The organism is Cryobacterium inferilacus, assembly GCF_019599185.1.
In the GTDB taxonomy this organism is placed as follows: domain Bacteria; phylum Actinomycetota; class Actinomycetes; order Actinomycetales; family Microbacteriaceae; genus Cryobacterium; species Cryobacterium inferilacus.
The window spans coordinates 38373-50491 of the sequence record NZ_JAIEUL010000016.1 but is presented as its reverse complement, the minus strand read 5'-3'; the positions used below and the strand labels follow the sequence as shown (position 1 = coordinate 50491).

Here is a 12119-nt window from a genome sequence, read left to right as displayed (position 1 = left end):
CGGTCTCTCCACCGGCGCACGCAAAGCCGTGAACCCGATTCTGGCCAGCCATGCCGGCGGGAGCATCCCGAGCTGGGGTTGGTGGGGAATCACCTGCGGCGTGCGCAAGTCCGGCGGAGCAGCAGAGTCTTTGGCGCTGGATACGCGCGTGCTCGAGGACCACGCCCGCTTCTATGACTTGACCGTGAACGCGAGAGGCTCCTGGCTTTCGTTCGGGCGCGAGCTGACCGGCTTCGTCGGGTCGGAGATCACCTCCAACGTGTCGACGGGTTTCGTCGAGGCGGTCGCGGGCGACCTTGCTCCTGGTTTCGGAACGGCGAAATGGCTGGTGCAGCGTGCGTGGGCGGCTGGCTCCCGAAAAGCGAGCGACAACCGCGCGTTGGCCGGCACTGACGCGGTGCATCTGGGAGACCAGGGCACCCCGAATATCGTCGAGGATCTGGCGACCCTCTTGGGCGCCTTCGGGAAAAACGGTCTGCCGATGGTGATCTTCGTTGAAGACATCCATGAGGCAACGAGCTCGCTGTCAGAGCTTCTGGAGGTTCTAGTGACCCGACCGGGCGCCGTGCTCATCGTGTCGACCGGGTGGCCAGGGTTCATCGAATCCAACAGTGCCGTGGGGCAGGCGATGCATCAATCTCGCACTCGTCTATCTCGAGTGCGCTTTGATGACGAGCTGGATCTGCCTGCCCCATTTCCTCGCGGAGCCGGGCTGGGCACGATGGTCGCGGAGGAGGTAACCGTGCTGGTGAAACACCACTGGACCGGGATCGACGATCAGACGGCTCGGAAGATCGCGAACCGATACTCGAACCCGCTTGCCATCAAACTTCTGGCATCCATCGAGAAGTATGAGACGAGTCCGAAACGGTTGGTTTCCGATTTCGCAACTCTGCCGCGCTCTGTCGAAGATCTTTATCGAGTCGTGTGGACGGGCCTGCCGAAAGACGTGCGGCGCCACCTCGCTGTGGCCACGCTCGGGATCCCCAGCAGGTTGGGTGCAGACGGTTCCCTGCCGACTGCCTGGGATATTGACCTCATCACGAACGCAGCGGAGGCCGCGGCCGTCGGACCACTGGCCGATTTTGCCAGTCACAACGACTTTGCCTGGAGCGAAATCGTCGGAGAGGGCCTTCGGTCGTTCCTGGAACGAGCGCAAATGGATGTCGCCGCCGCTGACGACGAATTCTTCGATCCTCATCGCGACGACGACGACAAGGCCCGATTCTGGCACCACCTCACACTGCAGGTATTGAAAGCGCTCGACGACAGCACGGATGACGCGAGATCACGTCACGCGGCTTGGTTGGGCTGGGCCCTCTACAAGGGCGGGAAGACAACTGACAACGGTTTGCTGCTGCGCTGCGTCAAAGCACTCATCGCCGCTGACACCAGCGGAGCCGACTGGGTGGTGAAAAACGACATGGCCGACTTCGCACTGGCTCGAATCGACCCCCTATCAAGGGATGCGCTCTCACTCAGGGCGCATCAGGCGGTGATCTTGCTCAACGCGCAGCGATTCGTTCCGGCCAACATCGCGCTCGCGGCGCTCGTAGCTGACCATCGCGACCTGGGAGCTTACATCCCAGATTACGCATGGGCTTTGTACATGCTCGCTCAATCTGAGAGGCCCCTCGGCATGCACACTTCTGCCACCGAGCACATCACCCTGTTGAGGCACTTGATCGACACGCGAGAGACGCCGGATCTCGACTATCTCGACTCGATGACCGCGGGCCTGGAACTCACTCTGCGACTGAGGATGGAGGATGATCTGGAAGCCGGTGTCCTAGCCGCTGAGCAGTTGGTCGACGAGGCAGTTTCGGTTCATGGACCGGACAGCCAGGCTGCCAAGTCCGCGGACATAATGCACTACCTCAAGGTCCTTCGCGCTCGTGGCCACGATGCCGCACTCCAGCTGCTAGACCAGCAACGAAGCCGCTACGCGCCTGGCTCGTCCGAGAGTCTTTACTATCTGTGGGGGGCTTCCCACGTGCTCGCGGACGATGCTGAGGAGCTGCACGCCGTTGTGGCGCTGCTCGAGAGGGCGCTGGAGGAACACCGAAACTTCCCGGAGATCCCCGAGGACCACTGGGTCATGTACGAGATCTGGCACCAACTTGGTCTCGCCCGGTGGGACCTTGAAATGCGAGAAGAAGCGATCTCTGGCCACGAGTTCGCGATCTCTGTGATGGGCGAGTCGGCCTACCCAGTCCGCGTCGAAGTCGGCGAGTGGTACTCCGCCGTGGGACGGCATGACGAGGCGCTGGCCGTGCTGACCTCGCTCGCTCACGATCCGAACATCGAAGCTGACCGAGAGCTCCTCCTGCGAGTGACTGCATCACTGGCGGTGGCACAGGTGAGTCTCGATCCCCTGGTAAATATCGACTCACTCGAGTCCCGCTTGATCGATGCTGCTCAAACAGCACACGTCGGTACCGACGAACGATTCGAAGCGCTGTTGGCCCTGGCTCGCATTCCGCTCGCGCGCGGAAACCAGGGAGAGGCGCGTTCCCAACTGGAGTCACTTATCGAGGAGAAAGCCGAGACCTTGGGCGAGAAACTCTATTCCGATGCACACAAGCTGCTCGACCAACTGGATGACGCGACGTTGCAGTAGCTGAACTGGTTCGACCCTTTACTCAGCTGGCAAGATCTGCCCGTGCTGCCCGGCGACCGTCCGCGCTCGACCGGTCGACAAGCTGGGCCGGCCATGTGGTAGGAATCACCATGCCTCAATCCCACGTCTACGTCATCATGGGCGACATCACCCACCTCCAGTGCGACGCATGGATGCTGCCCAGCGATTCAAACTACGCCGTGGAGCCACACTGGACCGGCGTCGTCGGGCTGGAGGCCGCCGTGCAGCGTTCCCACCACGACGCCTACTCCAAAGGTCACCAGTTCGCGCTTCCCGTGAGCGCGTGGAACACCGCTCTGCCGCTGCCCATCCTCACGGCGGTTCCGCTGACTGGATTCTCGACCGCCGCCGATCTGAAACCGAGGATTGAAGCCTTCATCCGCGCCGGCGCCGCCGCGAGCCGGCAGCGGAAAGCCAACGCCCGCACAACCCCGATACGCCCCAATCCCTTGCTCGCGATGCCTTCGTTCGGCTCGGATGGCGGCGGCGGGCGCCTCCGCAAGGGCGACATCCTGTCTGCCATCCTCGAACAGGCCCGGATCACCGGAGCGGAAGAAGGCGTCGACGTGGTTCTCGTGCTGAAGGACCAGAAGTCTTTTGCGCTTGCCCAAGTCAAGCGCCGCTCCTCAGAATTCTGGTCCGAGCTGAGCGATCGCGATCTCCTTGACCAGGCAAAAGATCTCGCCGCAATCGCCAAGACCGGCCGCCTCGTTCCGTTTATGGGCGCCGGCACGAGTGTGAGCGCTGGCGCGCCGTCCTGGAAGGAGCTCATAGCCGAACTCTCCTGGGACCTCGACCTGGCGAAGGATGAACGTGCTGCTCTGCTCGACGGCGACTTGGATGCCCGCGACCAGGCCGCCTACCTTCGGGCGCGATTCGACAGCGACAAGGACAACGGCGAGATTCCGAGCGAGCAAACGTTCAATGACAGCGTGATCCGCCACGTCGACCTCCCCCGCTACGGCCTCGCCCCTGCCCTGCTGGCCGGCCTCCGCACCGAACAAGCCATCACCCTCAACTACGACACGTTGTTCGAACTGGCGTCGGCAGATGTCGGCGACCCGAGAACCGTCATCCCTGACAGCCGCGTGAACGGTGACCACTGGCTACTGAAGCTCCATGGTTCAGTCACCAATCCCGACAGCATCGTGCTCACACGAGATGACTACCTGGGCTACAACGCGTCCCGCGAAGCTCTCTCCGCGGTGGTGAAGGCCACTCTCATCACCCATCACCTGCTCTTCGTCGGTTTCGGTCTTCGCGATGATCATTTCCACGAGATCATTCACGATGTTCGGCGCGCTATGCCGCAGAACGCGGATGCCCCCGAACCGTTGGCGACAGCGCTGACGCTCAAGTCCAGCCCGCTGAATGACATGCTGTGGCAGAACAAGCTCAACCTCGTCAGCATGGGCGGGCCTGTCGGCGCACCGGTCGACATCCCCACCGCCGCACGCACCCTGGAGATCTTCCTCGACGCACTTCTGGCCTTCTCCACCGACAGCCACTCGTACTTACTCGCCGACGAGTACCTCGACGCGCTGGAACCCGGCGAACGGAGCCTGCGCGAGGCCATTTTGGAGTTTGTCGGCAACCGAACTGTGGGAGAGCGCAGCTCGGCAGCATGGCCGGGGATCGCCCAGACCCTCACCGACCTGGGCCTCCCTGGCGACCAGCACGAGCTGCGTCCCCGCTGCCCACTCTGTGGAGAGGCCAGCGGGGTTCCGATTCTCTATGGCATGGTCGGATCGGATGTGCAGGAGGACCTCGCCCGCGGTGCGGTTGTGTTGGGCGGCTGCATCGTCAGCGGCGCGAACCCCAGTTGGCATTGCATGAACGAGTCCTGCCAGCACGAGTGGGCGTAACCACGCAATTGTTCAGCTCTTCGCGAAAATCGCTTCCAGGGATGTGCCGAGCGCCGCGGCAGACTCCTCGTACTTCACCTTCAGCCGGGCACGGACGTCTTCGGGTAACCCCGCTTGCCGCTTCGGGTTCGCGTTGTGGGCGAGATCGGCCAGCTTCACGACGAGCGCCAGCGGGTCAGCCGCGACGCGAGCCATCGACTCGGCAAGGGATTCGCCGGGGCGCTTGGTGACCGCATCCACGGCGCGCACGACGGGCTCCGCAAAGCCCAGGGTGCGCAAGTGGTCCAGCGTCACCGGGGTGTCTTCCACCACATCGTGCAGAACGGCCACGATCTTGGCGTCCTCACCGGTCACTCCTTGCATCACAGCCAGCGGGTGGTAAATGTATGCCACACCAAGCTTGTCGACCTGGCCCGCATGTGACGTGCGGGCCAGGGTGATCGCTGCGTGCAACTGGGAGGGCTCACCGTTCGAGAGTAGGTAGTCGGTGACGGATGCCCAGGTCGGGAACGCAGCGTCGGTGCCGAACTGCAGCCACTCCCCCTCGAACATGCCCGCACCGTTGGCAGATCGATCATCGATCAGGTAGTCACCGCGGTTCAGGTTCTTGTGGTGCGAGAGGATCAGTCTCTTGTAGGCTGCGGTCTCATCGGTGAGCCCGAGGTAGGTCTGCACCCAAAGCACCTTGTCATGCCAGGCCGACGCGTTGTGCCACGGGGCTGTCGACAGGATGTAGGTGTCGAAGTGCAAGGCCAGTTCCTTGTATGCCTCGACCGCGCCGGCGAGCGGCTCCATCCGGCCGAAAATACCGGGGGCGTCGTCGTAGTGACCGTGGAACTCGGCGCGAGCCTTATCGGTCAGCCGGGCAATGCCACTCGGGAAGTCCACCAGCGTGTTGTCAAGGTCGATGTAGAGGATCTTCACGGCGGTCGTCACGGAAGCGGGCACGGAAGCGGTCATGGAAATCCTCAAGGTAGGTACGGGCCCAGAACTCGGGCCGTGGTGATGGTCAGGTTGCGGTTGATCTGTTCGTAGAGCGGCATGAGCTCGCTCTCGCCCATGATGGTGTGGATGACGCCGGCGTCGTCGACGATCGCGATGGCCTGCATGTCGCGCAGCACCGCCCAGAACGGCTGCTGAAAGTAGACCCGATGTCCCGCCTCCAGCTGGGCATCGATCGCGGCGTCGTAGCCCTCACGTGCCTCCACCGTGGTCGGGAACGCCCGGAAGTAGTCGCACTCCGAGTTCTCGTGGTCCTCCCCGGGCATCATCGGCGCCGGCACCGCGAACCAGGAATGCCGGTCGTCAACCGCCGTCGCCAGTGCGCTGGCGATAACCCTGTAGGCGAGGGCCCGCGGGGTGGTCTCCGGCGTCGCCTGGGGAATGCCGAGCCCGCAACCCACCTCGATGCGCTTGAGTGTCTCGTGCGGGCTGGCCGCGGCCATCATCTCGATCCAGCTGATCCGCGTCACAACCCCGTTCACCAGGTACTTGCAACCGCCCACGAGATCCCACTGGATACTCAAGCCCTCCTGCTCGTCGCGCACCATCAGCAGGCGGTCGCCCTCCTCCACCTCCACACCGCTGAGATGCAGGTGCGGATGCCGGCGCACCAGCTCGCTGGCGATCCACCACATCTGGGCGGTCAGAAACCGGTCCGCGGGCGGGTTGTATGGTTCGTCCCCACCACCATCGTCGTCGGTGTCGTTCACGATGTTGTTGCCGGAGTTGTCCGACGAGGCATGGCTCATGCTGCATTCTCCCGCACACCGCCGCCCAGCCGGGTGACGGCCGCGCGGAGGAACCGCTTCGGATTCGCTACCGGCAGCACCGCGCACACCTCGGCGAGCGCCCGCTTCACCGGTACGTCCCGGTAAAGAGCGGCATACAGGGCCGCCACCGACGGCGTGCGGCTCTGCGCCTGCGCGCAGTGCACCAGCACCGTGCGTCCCTCGGCTCGTAGCGCCGCGATGACGGCCACCGTGTCGGTGAGCACGAAGTCGAGGTTGGGGTTCTTCGCCGGGTCGTCGTTGTCGATCAGCCGCACCTCCACCCGGTGCCGGATGCGCGTCGGAACCTGGGCGCTGCCGACCCGGCACAGCGACACCACCGCGTCGATGTCCTCGGGCAGTGCGTCGAGTGCCCCAGCCGCCCCCAGCCACACCCCCGCATCGTGCGGATGCCGCACGAGCGTCGAAACGTCCCCCAGTCGCGTGTAGTCCACGCGGTCGTCCCCCGAATCGCCCCCACCCGCTGGTCGAGCTTGTCGAGACCCCGCAACCCGCTGTCCACCGTTCACCGCCTGCACCCCCAATCGCACCAGTTCCGCAGCCCCCAACCCCGGCCACCCGTGCACGATCCGCCGCCACTCCCCCGGTACTGCCGAGGCGCCCCACCGGGCCCCCACCAGCCCGCCCGCGATCGCAGCCACGGTATCGGTGTCTTTTCCACCCCGCACCGCGGCCTCCAGCGCGAGCCGCAGCTGCCCTGCATCCATCGCCGGAGCATGACTGATCGCCGACCACGCCCCCTGCAGAGCCTGCACCACCCAACCGTTGCGGCTGAAGTACGCCGGCTGCTGCGCCTCGGCCTCCTCGATGCGCTCCGCCCACCGTTCCCGCCGCTCAACAGGCAGAGCCGTCAGCCCCACACGCACATCCAGCTCCCCCTTGAGCACAGCGTGCCGAATCGCCAGGCACCAGAGCACGCACGCATCCCCGGCATCCGCTTCGAAGTGGGTGAGCGAGCTGATCGCCCGGGCGGCCACGGCCAGCCCTTCGGGGTCATCGAGGTACGCGAGCGCCACCGGAGCCGTGCGCATCAGCGATCCGTTCCCCGCGCTGCGGCCCTGTCGATCGTGGTGCTCACGGGCGACGACTCGCACGGCTGCCACCGAGGGTGCGGTGCGGCTGAGCACCGCCCGCAGCTGAATCCCCACATCGGGTGCGGTGCGTGCCCAGTCCACCCACTGGGCCACAATGTCGTCGAGCACCCTCTCATCAGCCAGATCGCGGCCTGCGGCAATCGCGCGGGCGATCGGCACGGCCATCGAGGTGTCGTCGGTCCACTCGCCGGGCGCCCAGCCGAACCCACCACCACCCTTCATGGTCACCTCGGCATTTTCCGGCAAAGGCGGACCGAATTCGTAGCCGGCGCCGAGGGCGTCGCCGCAGGCCATGCCGAGGAGTACGCCGGCGGCCCGGTCGGTCTGTGCGGTGGTGAGTTTGCGGTTCATGACGCCTCCTATTTGATCAGAAGTGATCTATTTGCAATATAGATCATTTCTGCGACAATTAGCAAGTGATCACGAAAGCGCCCTACCGCGACAGCCACGGCAGGCGGCTCAGCGACTATCCCCAGCCCTCCGTAGCCGTGGATGCAGCCGTGTTGACTGTGCACGACGGAGCCCTGCACGTTGTGCTCGTTCAAAACGACACCGGCTGGCGCCTGCCGGGTACCTTCGTGCACGAAGGCGAGACTCTGGCACAAGCCGTGCTGCGCTCGCTGCGCGATAAGGCCGGCATCGAGGGACTCCAACCGCGTCAGTTGCACGTCTTCGATGAGCCCGACCGCGATGACCGCGGCTGGGTGATCTCGGTGGCGCATCTCGTGGTTGTGCCTGAGTCATCAGTGACTGGAGCGGAGCTCACCTCGGTGGACGCCGCCGACGGCTTGGTCTACGACCATGCCACCATCATCCAACTCGCCGTCGACACCCTCCGCGCCGACTACCGGGCGTCCCCCGACCCCGAGGGTCTGCTCGGCTCCGAGTTCACGCTGCTCGAGCTACTGCGCCTGCACGAAGCAATCGCTGGGGAACGCTTGGGCAAAGACACCTTCCGTCGCCATATGATCGGCCAACTTGTCGAGACGGATACCTATCAGCATGGCGTTGTCGGCAAGCCAGCAAAGTTATACCGCCGCGCCTGAGCGATGACGAACATCACCTGGTCGCAGCGCGCGGTGCATCATGAACATGCCGTCATGCCATCGATGCACTACCGGTCAAGCCTGTGCCTGTCTAGCTCGCTTTCGATGACCGTTGCAACCGCGACCGGGTCTTCGTGCTCCCAGAACCGCAGCACGGTCCAGCCCTCTGTCGTCAGCCTTTCTATGGTGTCCCGATCGCGGACCATGTTGCCCGCCACCTTCTGATCCCAATACCCCTGGTTCAGCGTCGGGCGCTGGTAATGATCCGGGCATCCGTGCCAGAAGCAGCCATCGATGAACACTGCGATATGTGCGCGCGTGAACACGATGTCGGCACTGCGACGCAGTCCGGGCACCGGGCGGTAATTCACTCGGTACCGCCGCCCGGAGGCATGCAGCAGGGCGCGCACCGCGAGTTCGGGTGCCGTGTCACGATTCTTGTTGCTCTGCATCGATCGGCGGACGGCATCCGACGACGCCCAGGAGGCGCCAGGTCGTTTTGGCCCATCAGACCGCGCGATATTCATCGATCGCCGCCCAGCGCTCTCGCCATACTCTCGACATCGGCCGGATCGCCCTTGCACCGCTGGTCATGAGGGCGGCCGCCTCAGAGTAGCCAGCTTGGAACATCCAGTGCACGCCTGTTTCACTCGTGTCGCAGGTCTTTGCGCTGGCGCCCTCACCGTGTTGGTCGACGCGGAAGGGGGCATTGCAGTGGCTGGCATGCGTGCTCCACTCGTCGATGAAACCGGCAGACGGCGAAAATTCGATTGCACTGTACCGCCTCACGTCTAGGCGCAACAAGGGGAGGACTCCGTGGACAGCGCTAGACCACATAACCGACCTTTTCGAAGCGCACACAGACCGATCCACACTTTCTGGGACCGGGCCTTCGACGCAGGGCTGTGGCAAGCTCAGACATGCCCATCGTCACCTCAAAATTCCTCCGCGAGCAGAACGTTTACACCAGAGCTGAGTTGAGAAAAACGTTCTCAATCATCGACGCGTCGCTCAACAACGGAATCTTCCAACCGAAAAACCACGATTCAGTGTGGCTTTTCGTAACGTTCGAGAAGACCGCCGACCGAGTGCCTTACACGGACGTGCTGGATGGAGATATCTTGCGTTTCGCTGGCCAGACAAAAGGGCGTGCAGACTCCAAGATCATCGACCACGTCGCGGACAGCAACGAGTTGGTGCTCTTCCACCGAACCCGGAAGTACGAGTATCCAGGGGCCGGGTTCCGATACGAGGGCCGATTCGAATACGTCGACCACGTGCCGGGTCCCCCTAACGCCTTCACCCTTCGCCGCGTGCGCCGATCAGAGTAGCCTGCTCGCGCCGAGTGCGCTTGTCTCGAATGATCGTGGAGCTGCGACGAGCGACTTGGACGCCCTGAGCAAAACTCGCGCGCCATGTGCGCGATCGTCGCGGCCGCCGGCACCGACGCCGCTACGACGCCAGAAGCTCCGAAGGAGCGTTCTTCCAGGTGACCACCAGCTCATCACGCGCCCGACTGGCCGCGACGTAGAGCAGCGACCGCTCGCGCAGCATGGCATCCTCACGATCCTCAGGGCTGAGACCTTTCGTCACCCATGGCGATGGGAACGAGCCCTCCGAGATATCGAACAGGAGCACCCGAGAGAACTCCATGCCCTTTGCGGTGTGCATCGTCAGAACGACCGCGTTCTTGCCCGTCTGTTTCGCCGAGGTGAGCACCGTCGACTGGATGCCGTAGTGGTCGAGCGCGTCGTGGACGTCCTTGGACGCGTTGTTCGAAGCAGTCAGAACGGCGATGGTTTCGGGCCGGATGCCCTCTTCAATCCACAAGTGAACCTGGTCTGCGATCGCTTTGAACTGCTCGGTCTCTGAATGCGAGACGATTGCCCGCGGCTCAGGGCCTAGCCGAGCCGAGCGGTATCCGTCGACGCCTTCCACTGCGTTCTCGGAATCCACGAACGTCGCACCCCTCAACACGTTGAGCGCGTAACGGAGGTTCTGCTCCGTCGTCCGGTAGTTCAGAGTGAGGCGTCGTGAACGACCGACGACGGCGACGCCCAGCCTCGACAGCACGACGGGCTGGCCGTAGATCCGCTGGTGGATATCGTCCGCGATGAACATGTCGTTGGGGCCGACCTGCACAAGTGCGCGCAAGAACTGCCAGTGCGCCGGCGTCAGGTCTTGCGCCTCATCAATCAGCACGTGATCGGCGAAATGATTCGAGCCCGACTCCGCGGAGGCAGCCAGCCAGGCTGCCGAGATCCCCGCGACCTCCGCATAGGTCAACGAATTGCGGATGCGGCCGTTCTTACGGAACTGCTCGACAACCTTCCAGACCTCAGCACGCTTGGCACGGTCGAGTGCCACGCCGCGACCCGGCCGGCGCACCGCGAAGTAGGCCTCCTTCGACGTTATGCGATTCGGCAGGACAATCTGAAGGTATTCGGCAGCGAGGAACGACTTGCTCCGCAGCTGCGGCGGCAGGTCGGGATCCACGTCATCGACGGCTTCGTCCCAGCCGACCTCGTTGCCGACGACGATGCCGTGACTCTCTGCCGAAGCCCCAAGCACGGTGACGGCGGCCTCCCCGAAGCCGCTGCCCGCGGTCTGGCGAACGGCCGCGACGAGCGCATCGACGCCCTGCACGAAGACGCCTGCGCTGCCCAACGAACCAGAAGTCGGGATCTCGGGGTCGAGACGTTCCAGGTCTCGGCGAAGGTTCTCAGCCAGGGCTCTCGTGTATGTGGTCAGAACGATCCGGGAATTGGGGTTCTCTGCCGCCAGATTCTTGGCACGGTGGATGAGCACGACCGTCTTCCCTGTGCCGGCGCCGCCTGTAAGACGGAAGGGTCCCTTGTACGAGCGAGAGGCATACCGCCGCTGTTCGGGGTGCAGGAACACCCGCCACGCGCCGAAGTCGCCTCCGTCGATCACACGCTGCAGCTCTTCGTCGCTGTCGATGAACGTGAACTGCATCTGCGCGGCCGGATGCTTTAACGCGTCGACCAACCGCTGATCCAGCGCGCGCGCGTCTTCGGCTGCAACGTCGACTGGCTCGACGCGCTCCACGGGGATCTCGAGCGATTCCTTGATCTGGCTGATCGAGAGACCCATCGCCATGCCATAAAGCACGGTGGACTGCCACTCCGTGTCGAGACGATCGGCGAAGGCGATCAGATCGTCTTCCGTCACCGCGGCGAAAGCCCGTACCGCTGCGTCGGCAGAGAAACCGAACTCGTCCGTGAGATCCGACACAAAATAGCTCTGTGTGGTGAGGTACGACACCAGGGCCTTGGCGGCTTGGGGTGCTTCCGCCTTGGGGGCGGCCTGCGCCGGATGCTCGGGAACAGCCGCGATGAGCTCGGGAATACCGTTCACCGGGTTGATCTGCAGCTTCTTGGTACGCGCCCGCGCGATGGCCTCGTCATGCTCCCACGTCCCTGCGTAGACGTACGTCTTCTCGTCACCGATGGGCTCGAGCACGTACAACACGGCACGCAGATGAATGTCCACGCGCCCTGTCCTCGCACGGGAATCGAGTGGTTGCTTCATCGGCTCAATGTGCAGCCCGGGAATTGTGTCGTCGTCAGTCAACTTCTTGAGGAACGTCATGATCTTGCCATTGACGGCCTTCTCGTGATCTTGGCCTTTGAGCTTGATCATGATGAGGTTGGGCATGTGAA

General features: G+C 63.8%; 9 protein-coding genes. 4 read left to right on the top strand and 5 right to left on the bottom strand.

Annotated elements, in window-relative coordinates; all coding sequences use genetic code 11:
• The first annotated feature begins 28 nt into the window (after positions 1 to 28).
• Both K2F54_RS14100 and K2F54_RS14095 read left to right on the top strand, forming a co-directional pair.
• Positions 29 to 2620 (top strand): tetratricopeptide repeat protein, encoded by a 2592-nt coding sequence (locus K2F54_RS14100; protein ID WP_220606482.1) that lies wholly within the window; start codon positions 29 to 31, stop codon positions 2618 to 2620.
• 137 nt (positions 2621 to 2757) lie between these two features.
• On the top strand, positions 2758 to 4506 hold the full coding sequence (locus tag K2F54_RS14095; protein WP_220606481.1) for an SIR2 family NAD-dependent protein deacylase: 1749 nt from the start codon (positions 2758 to 2760) through the stop codon (positions 4504 to 4506).
• 12 nt (positions 4507 to 4518) lie between these two features.
• Here K2F54_RS14095 and K2F54_RS14090 read toward each other — a convergent pair whose 3' ends face one another.
• Genes K2F54_RS14090 through K2F54_RS14080 form a run of 3 tightly spaced genes read right to left on the bottom strand, consistent with a single transcriptional unit; the run spans position 4519 to position 7741 of the window.
• Complete coding sequence (locus tag K2F54_RS14090; RefSeq protein ID WP_220606480.1) at positions 4519 to 5466, bottom strand: 5' nucleotidase, NT5C type; 948 nt, start codon at positions 5464 to 5466, stop codon at positions 4519 to 4521.
• A gap of 8 nt (positions 5467 to 5474) precedes the next feature.
• The gene (locus K2F54_RS14085) at positions 5475 to 6257 is read right to left on the bottom strand and encodes a TY-Chap2 family putative peptide chaperone (RefSeq protein ID WP_220606479.1); all 783 of its coding nucleotides are present in this window, start codon (positions 6255 to 6257) and stop codon (positions 5475 to 5477) included.
• A complete protein-coding gene (locus K2F54_RS14080; protein WP_220606478.1) occupies positions 6254 to 7741 on the bottom strand; it encodes an ADP-ribosylglycohydrolase family protein in 1488 nt (495 codons plus the stop codon). Before K2F54_RS14080 ends, K2F54_RS14085 begins: the two co-directional genes overlap by 4 nt.
• Before the next feature lie 65 nt (positions 7742 to 7806).
• On the opposite strand from K2F54_RS14080, the gene K2F54_RS14075 reads away from it, so the two are divergent.
• Positions 7807 to 8436, top strand: coding sequence for an NUDIX hydrolase (locus tag K2F54_RS14075; protein WP_308287672.1), 630 nt, complete (start codon positions 7807 to 7809; stop codon positions 8434 to 8436).
• A gap of 68 nt (positions 8437 to 8504) precedes the next feature.
• Here the strand turns inward: K2F54_RS14075 and K2F54_RS14070 are convergent, their stop codons facing one another.
• Positions 8505 to 8963, bottom strand: coding sequence for a very short patch repair endonuclease (locus tag K2F54_RS14070; RefSeq protein ID WP_255577119.1), 459 nt, complete (start codon positions 8961 to 8963; stop codon positions 8505 to 8507).
• Positions 8964 to 9356: 393 nt separating this feature from the next.
• On the opposite strand from K2F54_RS14070, the gene K2F54_RS14065 reads away from it, so the two are divergent.
• Positions 9357 to 9767 (top strand): hypothetical protein, encoded by a 411-nt coding sequence (locus K2F54_RS14065; RefSeq protein ID WP_220606476.1) that lies wholly within the window; start codon positions 9357 to 9359, stop codon positions 9765 to 9767.
• Positions 9768 to 9888: 121 nt separating this feature from the next.
• Here the strand turns inward: K2F54_RS14065 and K2F54_RS14060 are convergent, their stop codons facing one another.
• Complete coding sequence (locus K2F54_RS14060; protein ID WP_220606475.1) at positions 9889 to 12114, bottom strand: UvrD-helicase domain-containing protein; 2226 nt, start codon at positions 12112 to 12114, stop codon at positions 9889 to 9891.
• Positions 12115 to 12119: the final 5 nt, after the last annotated feature.